The sequence below is a fragment of the Kitasatospora sp. NEAU-69 genome (genome assembly GCF_057158765.1).
The window spans coordinates 65370-87366 of sequence record NZ_JBWXUE010000027.1 but is presented as its reverse complement, the minus strand read 5'-3'; the positions used below and the strand labels follow the sequence as shown (position 1 = coordinate 87366).

7 protein-coding genes are annotated in these 21997 nt (G+C 70.6%); 3 read left to right on the top strand and 4 right to left on the bottom strand.

The genetic code is table 11. The features are described 5' to 3' along the window. Positions 1-7458, bottom strand: coding sequence for an RHS repeat-associated core domain-containing protein (locus AC060L_RS27725; protein WP_483801696.1), 7458 nt, complete (start codon positions 7456-7458; stop codon positions 1-3). Positions 7459-7823: 365 nt separating this feature from the next. Here AC060L_RS27725 and AC060L_RS27720 point away from each other — a divergent pair, with 365 nt between their 5' ends. After that, entirely contained in the window at positions 7824-12629 is a 4806-nt protein-coding gene (locus AC060L_RS27720; RefSeq protein ID WP_483801671.1) for a ricin-type beta-trefoil lectin domain protein, read from the top strand. Positions 12630-12713: 84 nt separating this feature from the next. On the opposite strand, the gene AC060L_RS27715 is transcribed toward AC060L_RS27720, so the two are convergent. Then, entirely contained in the window at positions 12714-15494 is a 2781-nt protein-coding gene (locus tag AC060L_RS27715) for an AfsR/SARP family transcriptional regulator (protein WP_483801670.1), read from the bottom strand. Between the two features lie 392 nt (positions 15495-15886). Between AC060L_RS27715 and AC060L_RS27710 the strand changes: the two genes are divergently transcribed. Further along, positions 15887-18898: an AfsR/SARP family transcriptional regulator gene (locus AC060L_RS27710; protein ID WP_483801669.1), complete on the top strand. Its 3012-nt coding sequence runs from the start codon at positions 15887-15889 to the stop codon at positions 18896-18898. Between the two features lie 66 nt (positions 18899-18964). On the opposite strand, the gene AC060L_RS27705 is transcribed toward AC060L_RS27710, so the two are convergent. Both AC060L_RS27705 and AC060L_RS27700 read right to left on the bottom strand, forming a co-directional pair. After that, on the bottom strand, positions 18965-19657 hold the full coding sequence (locus AC060L_RS27705; protein ID WP_483801668.1) for a sigma-70 family RNA polymerase sigma factor: 693 nt from the start codon (positions 19655-19657) through the stop codon (positions 18965-18967). A gap of 198 nt (positions 19658-19855) precedes the next feature. Beyond that, entirely contained in the window at positions 19856-20335 is a 480-nt protein-coding gene (locus AC060L_RS27700; protein ID WP_483801667.1) for a hypothetical protein, read from the bottom strand. A gap of 300 nt (positions 20336-20635) precedes the next feature. Here AC060L_RS27700 and gltX point away from each other — a divergent pair, with 300 nt between their 5' ends. Next, positions 20636-21994 carry a glutamate--tRNA ligase gene (gene gltX, locus AC060L_RS27695; protein ID WP_483801695.1) on the top strand — a complete coding sequence of 453 codons (1359 nt, stop codon included), beginning with the start codon at positions 20636-20638 and terminating at the stop codon, positions 21992-21994. Positions 21995-21997: the final 3 nt, after the last annotated feature.

Below are 21997 nucleotides of genomic sequence, written 5' to 3'. Positions count from 1 at the left end.
TTACCTCCAGTTCGGCAGCTGATAGGCGGTGTCGTAGTGATCGGATGTCACATACGCTAGACCGTCATTCGAATAGAGAAGCCGCCAACCGGGCTGCTTCGCCCTCGTCATCATGGGGTTGATACCCAGGTCTGCCTCTTGCCAGGTGCGACCCGGAGCCCTAGGAACAACGCCATTCGTATTCTCGAAAACATCGCCACCTATCTGCCCACCAGGAATGCTGTTGCCTAGCGCCTTTCCTGGTTTCCAGCCCGCCGCCTGCGCCTGAGCCTTGGTCACATAGTTGGAGGGAAGCTCACCCGTTTGCTGGAGGCTCTCAATCAGCGGATTTGCAGCCTCTCCGGCAGCAAGATTGTTCCCCAGCTGAATGCATGTCGAGTTATGAACCAGCACCGGCGTGTTGCCCGCGAGTACATAGTACGTGTGGACGTCGCTGATGGTCAGGTCGTAGGTGATCTGCGGCCGTGTGTAGGACTTGGTGGCCGACACCGTCACAGTCACGCCGCTCGGCGTCTGAAGGCGGTCTCCCACGCGGAGATCGCCAGCGTCCTTGAACTCGTGTGCAGTGACGTCGTAGTACGGGTGGTTCGACGTGGAGGAGATGACACTGGGTCCATTGGGCGTGGCCACCGTGACGTCCGTGAAGTCACGGTCGGTGGTGGTGACGTGGACCGCCTCCACCGCGTGGGTCTGCGTACCACTTTGGTCGGGCAGTGAGTTTTTGATCAGGTCGCCCGGCTTGACATCCTCGATCTTCTTCGTCGATCCGTCGGCCATAAGGACGGTGGTGCCCGCGACGAAACTATGGGTGGCGGCTAGGCCCTTGCAGGCACCAGCAAGATCCTTTGCCGCATCGTCGGCCTTGCTGCCGTCGGAGAAAAGCTTGGAAAGGAGCTTCGAGCCGCCCTTTTCGGCTTTGGCACCAGCCGCATCCTCAGCGCCGACGAGGAGACCTCCGGCCCCTCCGATGACCTTGCCGGAGTGGTAACCATCAGTGTTCGTATGAGCGCCGAGCTTCTTCGCCGCCCAATCGATCACCTTGCCAGCCTTGCCAGTTGGATCGATCATGCTCACGAAGCCCGAAGCAGACCCAGCGGCGACATCAAACCCGTTGCCCGAAGGCCGCCCCTGGGTGAAGACAGATCGTCCCTTGTAGCAAGCCGAGGATGCCCCGCAATTCCCCAGGTTGTCTTCCTGGGGGATCATGAGCCCAGAAGGATCACTGAGGTTGACGGGGTCGTCGTTGCTGTAGGCGTACCCGTTCCACTGCTGTGGGTCGCCACCGGCCAGGAGCGGGTCGACGCTCAGAAACCGGCCCGTACTCGGTTGGTACTCCCGAGCACCGATATTCGTCAGGCTGGTCGTCGTGTCCTTCGTGCCGCCCACGAAGCCCTTGTCGCCGGCCCAGTTGTTGGTGGCTGTGTTGGTGGCGCGCGGGTTGCCGAAGGGGTCGACCGGGTTGCGGGTCTGGAAGAGGGAGGTCGCGTCCATCGACAGCGTGTTGGTGCCGTGCTGGTCGGCGATCTCGTAGGTCTCGGTGCCGGCCGTACGGACCAGGGTCACGCCGCCCGGCATCGGGTAGTAACGGGTTCCGGTCCTGGCCTTTGTCGCCTGGGTGTAGGTGAGTTCGTCGTTGCCGTCGTCCAGGATGACCGTGGTCTTGTCCGGGCTGCGGCGCAGCAGCAGGTTTCCGTCGGCGTCGTAGAGGTAGGTCGTCGTGCCGCCGCCCTGGGTCTGGCTGGCCAGCTTGCCCTCGGCATCCCAGGTGAAGGTCATCGGGTTGCCGTTGGCGGTGGCGTTGTCGGTGCCGTTCCAGGTGTAGGTGTTCCAGATCGCGTTCTGACCCAGGCTCTGCGACGACTTGTAGACGACGAGGTTGCCGTCGTCCTGGACCGCCAGGTAGGCGCCGGCGTTGTTGTTGGTGCCGGTCGCCCAGAGCGGGTTGTGGTTTCCGTCGTAGACCACGAAGTTGCCGTCGGCCTGCATCGTGGCCCAGGCGCCGGGGTGGCCGTTGGTGTGGCTGCTCCAGGTGACCGCGCCGGTGCGCAGCGAGGTCAGGACCAGGTTGCCGTCGTACTGCATGGTCAGCCGGGAGCTATTGGATGTGGCGCTCTGGCCCATTCCGAGGCCCATGCCCGCGAACAGGTTGCGGACTCCGGACGGGTTCACGATCTTCGTCGTGTTGCCGGTCGCGTCGTACTGGTCGCTGCCGGCCGGGGAGGTGACTCCGTTCACCGTGGTCTGGCTGGAGGTCAGCGCGTGCGGACCGCCGGTGCCGTTGCCGTTGTTCACGGTGCCGGCTGCCGGGAAGAACTGCGTGCTGGTCTGGTCCCGGGTGGTGTCGCCGCCGGGCTCGTGCTGGACGAGCTGGGTGCGGTTGCCGGTCAGGTCGTAGCTGTACGACTGCCAGTACGCCGCGGGACCGCCGACGGTGGTCTTGCTCGGCGCCTGTGCCCCGCTGGTCGGGGTGGCGTTGTTGCAGTTGCCGAGCGAGCCGACGTTCGGCATCGGGGCCATCGCCACGCCGCCGCTGTCCGACCAGGCCGTGGTCAGCCGCCCCAGGTAGTCGTACGTGAAGCACTGCGTGTCGGTCTGGGACGGGGTGTTGTCCGGGATCGAGGTGATCGCGGTGACCTGACCGGCCGGGTTGTAGGCGTAGCGGGTCTGCTGGACCGCGCCGGTCGGGTTCGGCTGGGCGTCGACGAACTGGTAGACCTGACGGCCCGTCGGAGCGTCGTAGGAGTTCGTGACGACGATCTGCGTGCCCCACGGGTTGACCGTCGTGCGAGTCGGGCGGCCGAGCTCGTCGTACGCGTTGGTCAGGTCGTACGTGACGTCGCCGCCGTAGTCGGCCAGCGCGCCATAGGTGTCGTAGTAGTAGGCCAGCGGCTCCCCCGGGATGTCACCCACGTTGTCCCGCGGGTCGTGCTTCATCACACCGGTGATCGGGTCGAAATCCGGCTTCTGGGTGTACGTGAACGGCGTGCTCAGGCCGACCTCGCTCCCCGGGATCGACTGCGTGATGGTGGTCGGGTGGTAGGCGGCGTCGTACGAGCTGATGGTCTTGCTGTAGACCGCTCCGCCGGCTCCCCCCACATAGCGGATCGAGGCGGCCGGCTGCCCCTTGCCCCCTGACGCGGTGTCATAGGTGAGCGCGGTGAGCTGCTTGCTCGGGTCAGTGGTGGACGTGCCGCTGAACGAACCCGTCCGGCGGCCGAGCAGGTCGTAGCCGTAGGCGATCGACTGCCCGCGCGCGTCCGTGCTGGTCGCCAGACGGCCGTCGCCGTCGTAGCTCTGGGTGGTGGTGCCGGTGTCCGGGTCGGTCGCGGTGACCTGGCGGTTGCGCTGGTCGTAGCCGTAGGACCATGTGTTGCCCGCAGCATCCGCCCGGGTGGCCGGCTGTCCGGCCGAGGTGTAGGTGTAGCTGGTCACATCGGCGTCACCGGGACGCCCGGTGGCGGTCGGCGTGTGGTACTGCCACAGCTGCGAGGTTCGGCCGCGGGCGTCCAGGACGGTGCTGGTGGCAGTACCGCCCTGCGGTGGCGAGACGTCGGTCCGGTCCACGCCCGGGTAGCTGATAAGGGTCGAGTTCTGGGGCACGTTGTAAGCCCGGAACTGCGTCGAGACCGGACGCCCCATGCCGTCGAAGGTGGTCAGCGTCTGGCTGGGCACCTTCGTGACATCCGGGTTGAACCACGTCGTCGACGGACCGCCGCCGGTCTCGGTGTAGTAGGTGCCGTTCGTCTGCCAGGCGCGTCCCTGCGAGTCGTAGAACGTGTCACTGGACAGACGGCCGCTGTAGCCGGAGACCGCGGCCGTGGTCTGCGTCTGGATCGTCCGACCGAGGCCATCCAGGATGGCGATCGACGGACGGTAGGTAGGCTGGTCGTCCTCCAGCGTGTTGCTGGTGACCGTCGAGGCGCCGTTGGTGCCGTTGACCGCGTACGTGAAGGTGGCGGACGCGGCCTGCGAGGTGGTGCGGCCCGGCTGCCACGCCGCGCTGAGGCGCCCCAGCGCGTCGTACGACTTGGTGACGGTCAGACCGTTGGGGTCGGTCACCGTCAACGGCAGCGCGCGGGCGATGTCGAGCGTGGTCGAGGTGGTACGACCGGTGGCCGCGTCCGGTGCACCGGCCGGAGCGGGTGCCGTGACGGTGACCGAGTTCGGCAGCTCGCCCGAGTTCGCCGCGCCGTAAGCGGTGGTCGTGGTGGCTCCGGCGCCGTGGGCGCTGTCGGTGGTGTTGGGGTCGGTGACCGAGGTGGTACGGCCGTAGCCGTCGTAGGTGCTGGTGGCGGTGGTGGTGAACTGTGCGTTTCCGCTCGCGTCGTAGCGGTCCAGTACCTGAGTGCCGGAAGCCTCGCCCGTCGCCCCGGCGCCCCCGTAGGGCTGGCCGTCGAAGAGGGTGCGGCTGCCCGAGACGGTGTTGGCCGCGGTCGGCGTGGCCGTGCAGGCTCCGGCGCCGGAGACGGTCAGGGTCTGCGCGACCAGACCGGTCAGCATCGGGTTGCTGCTGGTGGCGTAGCTCGGCACGGTGCAGACGTCCGGAGTGCCGTCGGCTGTGCTCAGCGACGTGAGCAGGCGGTTGGCATGGGCCGGGTCGGTGGTGCTGACGGTGCTGGTGGTCTGCCAGGAGCTGCCGTCCGCCTTCAGCGCCTTGTTGACCGTGCTGCCGGTGGTCGCGGTGTAGCGGGCGACCAGGTCCGGCAGGCCGGAGCGCGTGTGGGTGGCCGTGGTCACCGGCGCGCTGCTCGTGTGAACGGTGAAGGCAGCGATCGACCCGCCGGCACCGGTGTAGGTGTCGTTCTCCAGCGTCTGGCCGGCCAGCCAGTCGTCGTCACTGATCTGCGAGGCGACCTGACCGCTGTCCGGGCCGGCCACCGTACCGGTGTACGCCGTGTCGCCCTTCATCCCCTGGTAATAGGTGGTCGACGTCTGGCCCTGCGTGCCGTCGTTGCCGGTGCCGGTCACCGCGGTGACCGAGGCGTAGCCGCGGAACTGGTCCCAGGTCCGGGACTTGGGGTCAACAAGGGTGGCGTCGTTGTGGTGCCAAGCCGCAGCACCGTAGCTGTAGCTGGTGACCTGTGGCTTGTCACCGGCGGCGAGCTTCGGATCGACCGTGACCGTGCTGACCGGGTAGCGCTGGAACCAGTCGTCCGTCGGCGCGGTGTCGGCGGTCGAGTTCGGCGGATACCACTTGACGTTGAAGCAGCTCTGATGGTCGCCGTCGGCCGGCGGCAGCTGCAGATGCTGTGCCGAACCGGAGCACCATGCCGGCTGGTAGGTCACCCCGATGGTGCCGCCGGTCTCGTTGGTGATCACGGTCAGCCGGGGCCGGTTGAAGTCGGGGCGGGCCGGGCTGTTGCCGTCGATCCGGTTCTGGAGCAGCTGCCAGGTGAAGGAGACCGCCGGCAGGGTGATCGCGGACTGGCCGCCCTGGTTGTCCTGACCGGTGTGCTGGATCGAGGCCAGCCACGGGATCTGGGTGTTCTCGGAGAGGTTCTGCGCGTTCACGAACACGTGCGACAGCTGGTAGCCGTCCACCGTCCGGTAGGAACCGTTGCTCCGGACCTGGCTGTTGATCGAGTTCAGCCACTTGGTGGTCCAGAACGTCGGACCGGTGTTGGTGCAGCCGGACTGGTCGCACTGCTGGTCGAGCGGCACGTCCGGCCAGTTGGCCGCGTTGGCAGAGGTTCGCTGGCCGGGGTCACAGGCCGCCGTCGAGGTCACACAGCGCTCGCCGGAGTTGAAGACGACCTTCGCGGCGCTCTGGTAGTTGCCGTTCGCGGCGAGCTGGTCGGAGAGCAGCTGGCCGTAGTCGATCTCGGCCAGGACACCGGCGCGGGTGTACGAGGAGTTCACGGCCGGCCCCTGGTTCTGGCCCGACCCGCGCATGTAGTAGTTGGCCTCGGCGTTGTACCGGTAGGTCGACAGGTTGCCGTGGACGTCCACCACCGCGTCGAGGTTCCACCGCCAGGCGCTCTGGCACCAGGCCTGCGCAAGCGTGGAGTTGTAGCACGGGTCACCGGGGTTCGGCGAGTACACCGGAACCGTCCAGACCGACTGGGCGTCGGGGCCGAGCGTGGTCGGCTTGCCGTCGGCGCCGGGCAGGTGGTCGAGTCCGAAGTAGTAAACAGTGCCCGTGGTGTCGGTGACCTTGAGGTACGAGCCGTTCCAGGTGCCGTTGCTGGCTCCGGTCAGGTACTCGATCTTGGTGCCGTCGTCGTTCTTCAGGTGCCAGGAGCAGTTGGACTGTTCCTCGGTAGCGACGAAGGTCTTGTTGCAGCTGCTGTCGTCGGGGACGAGCTCACCAGAGTGGCCAGCCAACGAGAGGGTCAGGTTGGCTCCGCCCCAGCACTCGTCACCGGACCCGGTGATGCCATCCCGGTTGCACGGTTGATAGGACCGCTCGACGAAACCTGTACCGAGGCCCCAGCCGTCACCGCCGACCCAGGATGCCTGGGAGTTGGTGGAGGAGGTCATGCCGTCCACCGAGGAGGAGTCGTAGGAGAGCGCCAGGGTCGGGGCGCTTCCCCCGAGCGACGGTGGGACCGACACCGGGTAGTTGTACGTGAACGCGCCGGAGGCGTCGCCCTCGGTCCAACTGCTGCTGGGATTGAGCGATGTCGCGTTGTAGGTGCCTGCACCGCTGCTGCTGTTGGAGACCACGCCGACGACCGCCGGAGCGGCGGCCGCTGCCTCGGCACCGGCCAGGGCCTGCGGGTGGACGCCGCCGGCCGGCGCGGTGGCGGGAACCGTCAAGTCCGCCACGAGGCGCTTGCTTGCCGCGTCGTAGTGCGAGGGAATCGGCGTACGCGTCAGGCAACCCGGTACCTGGGGCGTCGTCAACGAACAGGACGGCAGCAAGACCAGGGCGGCTCGCGCGGCGAAGTCACCACCGAAGGAACCGAGCTGATCGATCGCGACACCGACCCGCAGCTTCGAACCCGGCTGCGCGCCGTCACCGGAGAACGAGATCAAGCCGGCCGGCGCCCCGGCCGCAGTGGCCTTCGTCTGGTCGGCGAGCGACACCTGCACCGTGCTGGCCGCCGGAGCCGCTGCGGAATCCGTCCTGGCCTGCGCGGCGTTCGGCGTGGCGCCCTGCTCTGACGGGACCGGCGCGACCGGCGCGAGCCAAACCGGTAGCGAACCGGCCTGGACGTCCGCCCCGGCTGCCGGCGCCTGCTCCACGGCACCCGACAGGGCGGCGCGCGGAGCCGTCGCACCGGCGGCCGGCGCTGCCGACAGCGTCACGGCCGCCTGCCCCGGCGTGGTCCTGTGCCCGCCGGCAGCCGGCGGCGTCCAGAGCTGGCCGGCCGGGAAGACCGGCTTGGTCGCGGCAAGTGCGGGCTGGCGCTTTCCCGGCACCGAGGCGGTGCGTGGGAGTGGCGTGTTCGGCGGGGACCAGATCCGGTCCTTGTCATGCGTCGCGGTCGCGGCGAACGCCGGACCGGACAGCATTGCCGTCACCACCGTTAGTGCACTGGCCATCGCCAGCCGTGGACGAAGAGACCGCCATATGCCGCCGGAAGACGAGCGGGCAGCGGGTACCGACACCAGAACCCCCCAGGTGACACTCTGTCACCGCATGTGTAGCCATATGTTCACAGATGATCTGGGCGACCGTAACGCCTGCCGATGACAAACAGGGGGGTCCCATAAGAATTGGATAAAGTGATTCATCTCACGCCCAGAGCAATTGTTCTGATGTCGTCTCATATCGGACGTTCACGTTTGCTTCACCCTCGATCGATCGCGCAGCGTGTCGGCGCGCATGCGCACGATGCATGTCGGAGGCACCACGCCACGATTTCGAGGGGGGACCTGTGCCCAACCCACCATCTCCACGTCGACGACGCGAACTGCGCGGCAGCGCGCAACGCTGGGCGGCCACCGCAAGCGTTCTGGCGCTCGCCTCGGCAACCCTGGCCGCTCAGACCGGGCTTGCCAGTCACGCCAGTGCCGCTGCTGCCGTTCCCGCCGCGGCCGCCAGTCCGACCTTCCCCGATGCCACTGCGTTCGCACAGGCCAAAGCGAGCGGGAACAACGTCCAGATCGACCCGCTCACCACCGAGTTCAGCGAGACGTACGCGACTCCGCAGGGCCACTACCAGCTGACCGGTCACCCGGATCAGCAGCGGATGAAGACCAACGGCCAGTGGCAGCCACTGGATGCCACGTTGAAGCCGCAGGCGGCCGGCGGTTTCGCGCCGGTGAACACACCGTCGGGCGTGGTGCTGTCCTCCGGCGGCTCCGGGCCCCTGGCGACGCTCACCAGCAAGGACGGCAAGAGGCTCGCGCTCTCGGCCCCCTTTGCGCTGCCCTCGCCGCAGGTCACCGACAACGTCCTGGTGTACCCAGGTGTTCTCGGGCCGGACACCGACCTGAAGGTCACGGTCGGCAGGGACGGCAGTGTCAGTACCGTCCTGGTGCTCAAGACAGCCGCTGCGGCGGCGAATCCCGCAATCAGGTCGCTGCACTTCGCCACTACCACCGACGGCGTCGCGGTCACCAGCGCCCCTGACCAGACACTCACAGTGGCGGCTGTGGACGGCCCCCGATGGACCGCTCCCGCGCCCACCATGTGGGACAGTTCGACCGCGCCGAGCAACCCTGCCGAACAGCCGAGGATGACGCTGCGAAGCATGTCCGACGGCCCGTTGGCCTCATCCGGGGCAGGCGATGTCATCTCGCCGCCGGCCGCGCCGACCCCTGCGCAGGAGCCGGTCGCCAGCACCGCCGAAGCTCCGGGCGGCATGGCCAAGGTCGCGAAGCTGGCGGTCAGCACCACCGCCGCCGGCATCGACCTGGTGCCCGATCAGCAACTGCTCAGCACCGGCCAGGCCCCGTTCTACGTCGACCCGGCCTGGATCCCGTGGAGTGGGACCAGCAACGGCAACACCTTCGTCCAGTCGTACTACAACACCGAAAGGCACTTCAACGTCAGCAGCGACGGCGAACGCAACGGCGTCGGCGTCTGCGGTACCTACGCGAACGGCGGCAGCTGCGCGAACGCGAGCACGTACCGCTCGTTCTACCAGTTCGACACCAGTTCCCTGCAAGGGGCGGTGATCAACGACGCCTCCGTCATGGTCTCGGAGACCTACGCGGCCAACTGGGACTGCACCAAGGCCTACAACGTCAACGTCTACCTGGAGAACGGCCAGATCGGCCCGAGCACCGACTGGGACAACCAGCCCCAGCCCGTGGGCGGCAGCGTGGGCAGCGCCTCGGTGCTCTCCGCCGGCAACCCGAACGCGAGCTGCCCCAACGCGGTCCCGGTCAAGTTCGACAATCTGGGTTCCGCACTGACCCAGGCCATCAGCAGCAACAGGACCGTCACGATCGGCCTGCAGGGCGACGAGAGCGACGTCCTCGCATTCAAGCGATTCGACTACAGCGCCAGTCTGTCCGTCGACTACGACCTCGTGCCGAACGTACCCACCGACCCGCAGGTCAATCCCAGTCCGACCTCCATCACCGGCGGCGTCACCCAGGCCTGCAACGCTCCGTGGAACAGCTGGGGTTGGCTCGGCACCGGAACGGACGCCGCTGGGGCGGTGACGATCAGCACGACCGTCTCCAGCCCGGCGCAACAGCAGACACTGCTGTACAGCAACATCAACATGTGGGACTACAGCAACAACATGGCCGGGCCGTCCGGCAGTCTCATGTCGCCGGTGACCGCCAACGGCTCGCGCGCGACCTACACCGTGCCCGGCGGATACATCAGGGACGGCCACGTCTACGGCTACCACCTCCAGACCACCGACAACCTCTCCGGTACCACCTGGTCCGGCTTCGGCCCGACCTGCACCTTCGCCGTGGACCAGACGCCACCGGTCGTCACGCTGCCGACCTCGGTGCCGGATCTCGCCCACCAGTTCCCGCCGTCCGGCAACGGGCAGAACACCCAGTTGTTCGCCGGCCAGTCCGGCTACCTCGTGGTGAACGCGACCGACCCCGCTCCCGGGGCCGGCCTGGTCTCGTCGGGCCTCGCGTGCATGCGCTGGAGCCTCGATCCGCAGCTGGCCAACGCACAGTGGCAGTGCGGGAATTCGCTGCCCAGCGGCAACCAGATCCCGGTCACCCCCGGGCACTGGGGCACCAACATCGAGTACATCCAGGCCATGGACAACGCCGGCAACGTCTCGGCGATCGCGCAGTACCCGTACTACGCCCCGTGGAACCCGAACGGGCCGCCGCCGGTCTTCGGCGACGTCACGGGTGACGGCGCACCCGACATCCTGACCCCCGACACGAACGGAAACCTGCGCACCTACAGCGTGCCCGGCAACGCCGTCGCCTCCGGCCCCGCCGTCGCCATCTCCGCGTCCAGTGCCGCCAGTCCCGGCGGGGATTCCTGGGCCAAGTACCAGATCACGCACCGCGGCAGCACGACCGGCGGCAAGAACGACGATGACGTGATCGTCCACGGCCCCGGCAACAAGATGCTCTACGTGTACCCCAACAACTCGACAGCCAGTGGGATACCGGGCCAGCTCGGGCTCAAGGTCGTGATTGACAAGCCCAACTGCGTGGTCACCGCCATCAACCCGGACTGCACGGGCTATGCCCAATACTGGGACACCACCCAGCAGGTCGCGGCCATCGGCGACATCACATCCGCCACGCTGAATCCGGCCAACTTCCACAAGACCGGACTGATCACCGAGGAAACCAGCCCCGACGGGAACGCCGCGCTCTGGTTCTACCCGACCAACGTCGATACCCAGCTCGACCAGCCGGTCCGCCTCGCCGCCACCGGCTGGAAGGGCATGGACCTCATCTCCCCCGGCGACTGGGCCAAGACCGGCAAGCCGGGCCTGTGGGCGCGCAACCGCGCAACCGGTGCGCTCACCGGCTACACCTTCACAGTCGGCACCCAGGCGGGCAGCATGTGCACCGACGCGAAGGGGAACCCCCTCGGCCCGTGCCCCACGCTGACCGCGATCAGCGCGCCAGTGCCGATCGGGAACGTCGCGGTCTCGGACTTTCCCATCCTGCAGTCCGATGGCGACCTCAACGGCCAGGGCAACCCGTCGCTGTGGGGTGTCACTCCCAACGGCACCCGGATCTCGACCTGGTACGGCCAGCCGATCATCAACAACGGCACCGCCACGGGCTACAACTGGACCGGCGGGGACTGGAGCATCGGCAGCCTGACGTCGGTGCCCGACCAGTGGCTCGGCCAGGTGAAGGCCGAGCCCACCAGTACGGCCGACCGGGCCGGCCTCAACAACCTCGTCAGCAGCGCCCCCAACGCGGTGACAATGAACACGGACCACCCCGGCGGCACCACGCTGTCGGGATCGGCCGGCCTGAGCGGCAACGGGGTCCTCAGCACTCCCAGCACCCAGTACTCGAACGCGAACTCCACCAAGCTGACCGCCGGCAACGGGCTCTCCTCCGGACAGCGGATCACCTCCAGCACCGCGGCACTGACCATGCAGCCGGACGGCAACCTCGTCCTCTCCATGATTAACTCCCCCGCAGTGCTGTGGAGTTCCAAGACATCAGGACACCCGGGCGCAACGGCCGCGATGCAGGCGGACGGGAACTTCGTCGTCTACGACACCGCGCACAACCCCCTGTGGAGCACCGGTACGTTCGGCAGCAACACGCTGTGGCTACAGACCGACCGCAATCTGGTCGTCTACGACAACACCAGCACGGCCAAGTGGAACAGCTACACCGCCAACAGCACCTACAACACCGTGCCGGTCGGCGCCAACGGCCCTGCCGTGGACACCAGTCAGAGCTACAGCGTCTCAGCCTGGGTGAAGATCAACCAGAACACCGGCAACGACCAGGCCGTCATGTGCCAGCCCGGTAACTCGGTTCCCTCCCTTGCCCTGGTCTACCGGCAGTCCATGGAGGCCTGGGGCGTCTTCGCCCCTTCACAGGACGACGGCAACGCCGGCTGGGTCTACACGGGAGCGGACTCTAACACGGGCTACACCGGCACCTGGACGCACCTCACAGCAACCTACTCCGCCGATACGCACGTGCTGAGCTTCTACATCAACGGCTACTTCGTGAGCTCCACCGTCATGTCGACGCCGTGGGGTGAGAACCGGCCGATGAGCATCGGCGGCTGCTACGTAAACAACAACTACGGCAGCATCACCGATCAGCTCAACGGATCGGTCTCCGACGTGCGCAGCTACCCCTACCAGCTGACCAGTCAGCAGATCGCCGCGCTCTACAACCTGCCGCACCAGACGATCACCAGCGGCGCGGCACCGGGTGCCACGAAGTGCATGGACGACAGCGGCAGCAACACCGCCAACGGCAACAAGATCCAGCTGTGGGACTGCAACAGCATGTCGTCCCAGGCGTTCTCCTTCCCCGGGGACAGCACCATCCACGTCCTGGGCAAGTGCCTGGACGCCAGCAACGGCGGCATGGTCAACGGGACGCTGGTCCAGCTCTGGGACTGTAACGGCACCGGGTCACAGATGTTCGTGCCCCGGAGCGACGGAAGCATCTTCTTCCTAGGCAGCAAGAGCGACAACCCGCTCTGCATCTATCTGCCGGGCGGAAAGACGGACAACGGCCTGTCCCAGTTGCAGCTCTACAGCTGCAACGGGACCGCCTCACAGCAGTGGTCCGTATCGAAGCCGAGTTGATCAAACCCTTCTGAGTAGGACATCCGTGCCCTGGTCCGAGGCAGCTGCCTCGGACCAGGGCACGGATGTGTGCGCCGGGGGCCGTCAGCGGGCGCGGGGGGTCGGGGGGAGGGCGCCGGCGAGGCGGGCTTCCTCGGCGGCCTCGGTGGTGCGGCCCAGGGAGTGCAGGATGCCGCTGACGAAGGCGCGGCAGTGCGCTTCGATGCGCAGGTTGCCCTGGGCGCGGCCGAGGGCGAGGGCGTGGCGAGCGGTGGCGAGGGCGGCTTCGTTGCGGCCGAGGGCCTGGAGGGCTTCGGCGCGGGTCTGGGTGGCGAGGATGATCTTGGGGTCGTCGGCGTACGGGGCGAGGACCCGGACGGCCTCGTCGGCGTGGGTGAGCGCGGGTTCGGGGCGGTCGGCCAGGTTGAGCGCGTTGGCCAGGTTGTTGAGGGCCTGGGCGAGCAGGCGGGGGTCGGCGAGTGCGCGGGCGGCGGTGAGGATCTCGGTGAGCAGCGGGAGGGCGCGCTCGGGCTCGCCCGCGCGGACCAGGCTGGTGGCCAGGCGGGTACGGCACTGGTGGCCGAGGACCGGGTCGCCGATTTCGTCGGCCAGGGCGATCGCCGGGGTGAGCTGGTCGGCGGCGGCGCGGTGGTCGCCCAGGTGGATCTCGACGGTGGCCAGGGCTGCGAGCATCCGGACCTCGCCGGCCGGGTCGGCGGCGGCGCGGGCCGCGCGCAGGCCGGCCTGGATGGTGCTGCGGCTCTCCGCCCAGTGGCGGTTCTCGTTGTAGTAGAGGACGCCGGCCTGGTGGGCCAGCCGCCAGGCGGCGGCCGAGCGGCCGTAGCGTTCGGCGCACTCGACCAGGCCGCGCACCGCGCGCTCCTCACGGCGGAACCAGGCGACGGCCAGGCCGGGCGTGTCGAGCGGCGGCAGGCCGCCGGGCGAGGTGGCCGGGCCGGTCTGGCAGAGGCTCGGGGTGCGCAGGCCGGTGCAGGCGGCGGCGGTCGCGGCCAGGTAGTGCGTGATCATCCGGTCCATCGCCGCCTCCCTTTCCTCGCAGGTGAGTTCGGCGGCGAGCTGGGCGCTGTAGAGGCGGACCAGGTCGTGCCGGGCGAACAGGCCGGGCGCGGTCTCCTGGACCAGGTGGGCGGCGTCCAGCAGAGCGAGCAGCGAGCGGGCCTCGGGCAGCGGGACGTCGGCGAGGGTGGCGGCGGCGTGCGGGTCGACCACCGGGCCCGGGTGCAGGCCGAGCAGCGTGAGCAGGTGGACGGCCGGGGCGGGCAGCGCGCGCCGGGTCAGGTTGAGCGCGGCCGTGATGCCGAGCGCGCCGCCGCCGGTGGTGGCGAGCGCGGCGAGTCTGGCCTGCTCGTCCGCGATCTCCTCGGCCAGGTCGCGCAGTGCCCAGTCGGGCCGGGCTGCCAGCCGGGCGGCGGCCAGCCGCAGCGCGAGCGGGAGGCGGTCGCAGCGTTCGGCGAGGTCGGCGGCGGCCTGCGGTTCGGCGGCCACCCGGGCCGGGCCGAGCAGCCGGGTGAGCAGTTCGAGCGCGTCGTCTGGCGGCAGCACGTCGAGGGTGAGCGGCGCGGCGCCCTCCTGGACCAGCAGGTCGCCGAGCCGGCTGCGGCTGGTGACGACGGCGAGCGGGCCGTCCGGCCCGGCCGGGTCGGGCAGCAGCGGCGCGAGCTGCTGGTAGCTGCGGGCGTTGTCGAGGACGACCAGGATCCGGCGCCCGGCGAGCAGTTCACGGAAGCGGTGGGACCGGTCGGCCAGCGGGCGCGGCGGTGCGGACTCGGGCTCGCCGAGTGCGTGCAGGAACCCGGCCAGCACCTCGAGCGGGTCGCACGGCTCGGTCTCGTCGAAACCGCGCAGGTCGGCGTGGAGCACACCGTCGGGGAAGTGGTCGGCGACCCGGTGCGCCCAGTGCACCACCAGGCTCGTCTTGCCGACGCCGGCCGGGCCGGTGACCAGGATCGGTCCGCGTTCGGACGGGCACGGGGTGAAGGCGGCCGGGGCGTCGAGCTGGGCGATGGCGTCCAGCCAGCCGAGCTCCCGGGCCCGGCCGATGAACCGGCGGCCCTGGCGCGGGAGTTGAGCGGAGTTCGGGAGCACGACGGTGGTGGGGGTGGAGGTGGGGATGGCCGGAGCGATGTCCGTGGGAAAGGCGGCGGGCGGCGCCAGCTGCTCGTGGGCCGCCCGCAGCGCCGGGCCCGGCTCGGCGCCGTGCTCACGGAACAGGTGCTCGGCGGCCCGTCGGTACGTGTCCTGCGCCTCCTCCGCGCGCCCGGCCTGGTGCAGACAGCGCATCAGCTCGGCGACCAGCGGCTCGCGGGCGGGGTCGGCCCGCACGGCGGCGGCCAGCTCGTCCACCGCCTCCGCACCGCGCCCGAGGCGCCGCAGCCGTTCGGCGAGCCGGTGCAGCGCGCTCAGCCGGTCCTCGGCCAGCTGCAGGCCGGCCGTCTCGCGCAGCACGGCCGAGCCGCAGTCGGCCAGCGCCGGTCCGCGCCACAGGTCGAGCGCGGCGCGCAGCAGCCGGGCGGCCGAGGCGTCGTCAGGCACCGCCTGTGCCTCGGCGCACAGGCGCGCGAAGCGCAGCACGTCCAGCTGGTCCGGATCGCCGCTGAGCAGGTAGCCGGGATCGCGGGTGACCAGCGCGAGCCGCCCGTCGAGCAGGCGGCGTAGCTCGGCGACGTGGCCCTGCAGCGCGGACCGGGCGGTGGGCGGCGGGCGGCCGTCCCAGACCAGGTCGAGCAGCCGGGCGGTCGGCACGACCCGTCCGAACTCCAGCGCCAGCACGGCCAGCAGCGCACGGCGCTTGGGCGCCGACAGAGTGACGGCCTCGCCGGTGTCGTGCTGGACACCGAACTGGCCGAGCAGGTTGATCCGCATCATGCTCCCCGGGTCGATCGCGCAGAGGATAACGGGATGACACGGCGCTCCGGTGGCAGCGGGGAACCCGTCCGGCCGGGCGGCACGCGTCGAACGGCCCGGATGGCCGGGATGGCCGGGATGCGGCAGGGCCCTGACGAGGTCATGAGCCCCAGGGCCTGTCGTCGAACCCCCTTCTGCTCGGCGACGCCATGCACGCACTCTCGCCGCACCGGGCACAGACCCAAGTACGACCCAGTACGAGGGCCTGCGCCCGGCACGCCGAGAGCCCGCACCTGACGCCGCCAAGCCGCCCTCCGGGCGACGAAGGGGGTTCGACGACAGGCCCTAGTTAAACTTCTGCTCCGAGCTCGGGCCCGGTGCGCCGCAGCCCGCGAGAGTCCGAAGGGGGCGACATGGGGGACCACTGGGGCATCCGCCTCCTCGGCCCGGTGGAACTGCGCACCGCGGACGGCCGGCCGGCCGAGCTGGCCGGCGCGCAGCGGCGCGCGGTGCTCGCACTGCTGGCGCTCGATCTCGGCCGGATCGTCCCGGTCGCGCAGTTCTTCGAGCTGATCTGGGGCGAGCACCCGCCCGCCCAGGCCAAGGCCGCGCTGCAGGGCCACGTCGCCGCGCTGCGCAAGGCACTGGCCGGCACGCCGTTCACGCTGCAGACCCGGGCACCCGGCTACCTGCTGGTCGGCGCGCCGGACCAGGTGGACGTCCGGCGCTTCGAGGCACTCGCGGCGCAGGCCGAGGGCGGTGCCGACGACGCCGAGTCGGCCGTGCTGCTGGAGCGGGCGCTCGGCCTGTGGACCGGTGCGGCGCTGGCCGACCTGCCGGACACCGGGCTGCGCCGGGCGCTGGTGGACCAGCTGAACGAGGCCCGGACCATGGTGCTGATCGCCTGGGCGGAGCGCCGGCTACGGCTGGGCAGCGGCTCGGTCGCCGTGCCCGCGCTGGAGCAGAGCGTGCGGGCGAACGGGCTGCGCGAGCCGGTGGTGGCGCAGCTGGTCCGCTGCCTGTACCAGGCCGGCCGGCTCTCCGACGCGCTGACGGCCTACCACCAGGCGCGCGAGCGGCTGGACCGCGAGCTGGGCGTGCTGCCGGGCGCCGAGCTGCGGGCGGCGCTGGACGAGGTGCTCCGGAGCACCGGCGAGGCGTCGGCGCAGCGCGGCGGCGAGGCATCGGCGAGTGCGAACCCGGCGGGGTCGGCCTCCGGATCGGCGGCCGGGTCGACGGCCGTGCCCACGGCCGCAGCGGCGATCGCCGAGACGACCACCGAAGCGACCACGGCCACCGGCGCGCCACCGACCTGGGCACCAGCAACCCGGGAACCCGCGACCGCCACCGGCGGCTCGCCAACCCCGCCGGCCACGCCGGTCGCGGCGCCGGACATCGAGCAGCCCGCCGGGCATCTCCCGCCGCACCTCCCCCGCCAGCTGCCGCGCCAGCCGTCCGGCTTCGTCGGCCGGGAGCGCGAGTCGCGCTGGCTGGACGACGAGTGCGGCCCGCAGCGGACCGGCGACGGCCTGGCGCTGCTGGTCGGCCCGGCCGGGGCCGGCAAGAGCGCGACCGTGATCCGCTGGGCGCACACCGCCGCCGCCGGCTTCCCGGGCGGCCAGCTCTTCACCGACCTGCGCGGCTTCGACCCGGCCGGGCCCGCCGACCCGGCCGAGGTGCTCGGCCGGTTCCTGCTCGCGCTCGGCCTGCCGGAGGCGGCGATCCCCGAGGAGCCCGCCGCCCGGGCCGCGCTCTACCGCGCGCAGACCGAGCACCGCCGCCTGCTCGTGGTGCTGGACAACGCCGCCAGCGCGGACCAGGTCACCGCGCTGCTGCCGGCCGGCCCGCAGTGCGCCACCGTGGTCACCAGCCGCAACACGCTGGAGGACCTGGTGGTCACCGAGGACGCCGCGCTGCTGCGGCTGGAGGCGCTGCCGGACGACGACGCGCTGCGGCTGCTCGAACGGATGCTGACGCCGGACCGGGTCGGCGCCGAGCGGCCGGCGGCCCGGCAGCTGATCGCACTCTGCGACCAACTGCCGCTCGCCCTGCGGATCGCCGCCTCCCGGCTGGCATCCAGACCGGGCTGGACGATCGCCGACCTGGTCGGCGAACTCGCCGACGAGCGCACCAGGCTGTCCGCACTGAACACCCAGGGCGCGGTCAGTGTCGGCTCCGCACTCAATCTGACCTACCGTCACCTCTCCAGCGGGGCGGCCCTGCTGATCACGCTACTGGCCGCCGACCCGGGCCGCGAGGTGGACGCCTACGCGGCGGCCGCGCTGCTCGGCTGCGAACTCACCGAAGCCCGGGCGGCATTGGGCGATCTGGCCGCCTACCACCTGCTCACCGAGAGCACTCCCGGGCGATACACCCGGCACGACCTGATCCGGCTGTTCGGCATGGAACTGTTCGCCGCGCAGCCGGCCGAGGTCCAACGCCTCAGCACCGAGCGGCTGTTGGACTACTTCATCGAGGCGGTCCGGCAGTGCTCCTGGCTGCTGGAACCGGGCCTGGCCGAGTACGGCGAGCGCGCCCACCCGCCGCGCGCACTGCCCCGGCCCGTGGATGTCCGGGCCGCGCTCGCCTGGTTCCGCGCCGAGGAGCCGACGATCCGCGCGCTGGTCACCGCCTGTGCCGACAACGACCCCGAACGGGCTTGGCGGCTGGCCGAGTTGGCCGGTGCGCTGTACTACGGTTCGAGCCGGCTGATCGACTGGCTGAGCTCGCTGCGGGCCGGCCTGCGCGCCGCGGTGCGCTGCGGCGATCCGCAGGCCGTCGCCGCACTGCGGGCCACCCTGTCGAACGCGCTGGTCGGCGTCGAGCGACCGCACGAGGCCCGGGAGCTGGCCGAGCAGGCGGTCGCCGGCACCGCACCGGCGGACGGCTTCGCGCACGTGCGGGCGCTGTTCACACTCGCGCTGGTGCACGCCGTCTTCGGCGACCCGCAGGAGGCCTGGCAGCTCTCCGAGCGAGCCGTCGCGCTGAGCCGGCGCGGCGGGCTGCCCGGACAGACCGGCGCCGCGCTCGCCTACGCCGCGGCGACCAGCATGATGGGCGGCTGCCCGCGCACCGCGCTGCGCCACGCCCGCGAGGCGCGCCGGCTGCTGGCCGGCCACCCGGCGGCGACCGTCCACGTCTGGGCGATGATCACCGAGGCGCAGGCGCTGCAACAGCTCGACGAGCCCGGCGAGTCCGAGGCGGTCTGGCGGCAGCTGCTCGCGATCTGCCGCCAGACCGGCTTCCTGCACCTGCACGCGATCGCCGAGCAGTGGTTCGCGGACTTCCTGCACACGCACGGGCGCGGCGAGGAGGCCGCCGAGCACCTGCGCTCGGCGATCGGCCTCTACCGGCTGCACGGGCACCTCGCGGACGAGGTCACCGAGCTGCTCGCCAAGATCGAGCAGTCGCTGGAACCGCGCTGACTCCGTCCCCATACTCGGCTGCCCGGACCGGACCGGCCCGGCCCGCCTCGCCCCGCCCCGGCCCGGTCAGGAGACGGCCGCGCGCCGCGCCCGCGGCCGGTAGTCGGCGTGCTCGTCCAGGACCGGGCGCAGGGCCCGGATCGCATAGAAGTTGCGTGACTTGACCGTGCCCGGCGCCACCCCGAGCAGCTCGGCGGTCTGCTGCACCGAGCGGTCCTTCAGGTGCAGCTCGACCAGCACCTCGCGGTGGTGCGGCGGCAACTGCATCAGCACCGCCGAGAGATCGCGCGAGGCCAGCACCTGCTCGTACGCGTCGTACGGCTCCGCGGGTTCGTCCAGCAGCTCGGCGGCCACCTCCTGGGCCCGGGCGGACGCGCGGCGGAAGTGGTCGATCGCGATCCGGCGGGCGACCGTGAAGAGCCAGGAGCGGCTGTGTTCCGGCCCGCGCGCACTCGCGTCGGGGTGCTGCCAGGCGCGCAGCAGCGTCTCCTGCACGATGTCCTCGGCCTTGCCGCGGTCGCCGTTGGTGACCCGCAGCAGGCCGCGCAGCAGGTAGCCGCCGTGCAGGCGGTAGAGCTCGGCGAGCGTCTCCTGGTCCAGCGTCGGGCGCGATCCGACGGGCTGCTCGGCGACCGGCTGCTCGGCGACGGACGCATCGGCAACGGGCTGCTCGGCAACAGCGGTGTGTTCGGGAGCCGGGTTCTCGGTGGCGACGTGCCCAGTGGCAACGTGCTCGGTGGCGATGGAAGGCTGCATCATCACGCTTACCTCTTCAGGTCCGGCTGGTGCTCGTGCCAGGGGCCGTGTGGGGTGGCCCCGCGAGGTTGCTGCTTGGTCCCCCGACCTCGCGCTCAGCAGGCTGCCGGACGCCGCCAAGGTTGCGCCAAGAACGCGCCAATGCCCTCCAACGCCCGGCCCTGACCAGCCCCGATGCCCGCCACAACCGGCCGCCGGCGGTTAACGGCCGTTCAGCCCGGCGATCAGCGCCTGCACCCCGTCCTCACCGAAACGCTCGATCAGCAGCGCGACCCACGCGGTCGCCTTCGCCCGCTCGCCCGCCGTCCAGGTCCGGGCTGACGGGTGCTCGTCCACCACCAGCACCTCGGCCAGTGCGAGCAGCTCGGCGAGCGGCTCGGGCAGCTGGGGGGTGACCGGCATGCCGCGCTCGCCGGGTGCGGCGGCGAGCGCGATCCGGCGGGCCGTCTCGATCACCTCGGCCGCCGTGGCCTCGGGGACCGCCAGGCCGGTGCGGTGGCCGTCCGGCGGCGACTCGGCGGGGTCCGCGGGGCCCGCGGCCCAGGCGGCGCGGCCGAGGTCGAGCTCGAAAGGATCGGCGGTGTCCGGGAGCGAGGCCGGCTCGGCCGCCAGCCAGCCGGCGATCAGCCGCCGTGTCTCGTCCACCTGCTGGTCTGCCGCTCGTCCGGCTGCGTCGTACACAGCGTCGAGGATGCCATGGCACCCCCTGGGAGACAGCGGACTTTCCCCGAACACCCGACCTTCTCCCCGTCCCCGTCCGGCCGTCCCAGCCGTCACCGGCCGTCACTGATGGCACGCGGCGCACCGGCGCGGGGGTTCAGCGGCAGCGGGTCCGACGGTGGCGGACCCGGCAGCCAGGGCTCAGCAGCGGGCCGGTACCGGCAGGTCGATAACCGGTACCGGCAGGTCGATAAACTGCCCACCATGTCCTCTCCTGTCAGCACCCCCACCCGTGTCCGCTTCGCGCCCTCCCCCACCGGCATGTTCCACGTCGGCGGCGCCCGTTCCGCGCTCTACAACTGGGCGGTGGCGCGACAGCAGGGCGGCACCTTCGTGCTCCGGATCGAGGACACCGACGCCGCGCGCAACCAGCCCGAGTGGATCGACGGGATCATCAACGCGCTCGCCGCGATCGGCATCCACAAGGACGACCCGACCTTCGAGGGCCCGTACTTCCAGTCGCACAACGCCGACCGCCACCGCGAGGCGGCCCAGCAGCTGCTCGCCGCGAAGCGCGCGTACTACTGCGACTGCACCCGCGAGCAGCTCAAGGAGCGCACCGGCTCCGAGCACCTCGGCTACGACGGCTTCTGCCGCGACCGCGCCTTGACGCAGGAGCCCGGCCGGGCGCTGCGGTTCCAGACGCCGGACGAGGGCGAGACGGTGGTCGTGGACCTGGTCCGCGGCGAGCCGGCGTTCCCGAACAGCGCGATCGAGGACTTCGTGATCGCCCGTGGCGACGGCTCGCCGGTCTTCCTGCTCGCCAACGTGGTGGACGACCTCGACGAGCGGATCACCCACGTGGTCCGCGCCGAGGAGCACCTGTCCAACACGCCCAAGCAGCAGCTGCTCTGGCAGGCGCTCGGCGCCGAGCCGCCGGTCTGGGCGCACCTGCCGGTGATCGTCAACGAGAAGCGGCAGAAGCTCTCCAAGCGCCGTGACAAGGTCGCGCTGGAGGACTACCTGGCGCAGGGCTTCCTGCCCGCCGCGATGATCAACTACCTGATGCTGCTGGGCTGGGGCCCGGGCGAGGACCGCGAGATCGCGCCGCAGAGCGAGCTGGAGCAGCTGTTCCGGCTGGAGGCCGTCAACACCTCCCCCGCCTTCTTCGACGTGAAGAAGCTGACCGCGTTCAACGGCGAGTACCTGCGCGCGCTGAGCCTGCCCGAGTTCGTCGCGGCCTGCGCGCCGTACCTGGCCGGGGATGCCGTGCCGTGGGCGCCGGAGGCGTTCGACCAGCAGCTCTTCGAGACGGTGGCGCCGCTGGCCCAGACCCGGCTGACCGTGCTCTCGGAGATCGTCGAGTACGTGGACTTCCTCTTCCTGGACCAGCCGGTCGAGGACGAGGCCGCCTGGCAGAAGGCGATGAAGGGCGAGCCCGCCGCGCTGCTCGGCGACGCACGGGCCGCACTGGCCGACGCCCCGTGGCAGGCCGAGGAGCTGAAGGCGGTGCTGCTCGCGGTCGGCGAGAAGCACGGGCTGAAGCTCGGCAAGGCGCAGGCCCCGGTCCGCGTCGCGGTGACCGGCCGGACCGTCGGCCTGCCGCTCTTCGAGTCGCTCGAGGCACTCGGCCGCGAGCGGGTGCTGACCCGGATCGACGCGGCGATCGCCAAGCTGTAGCCG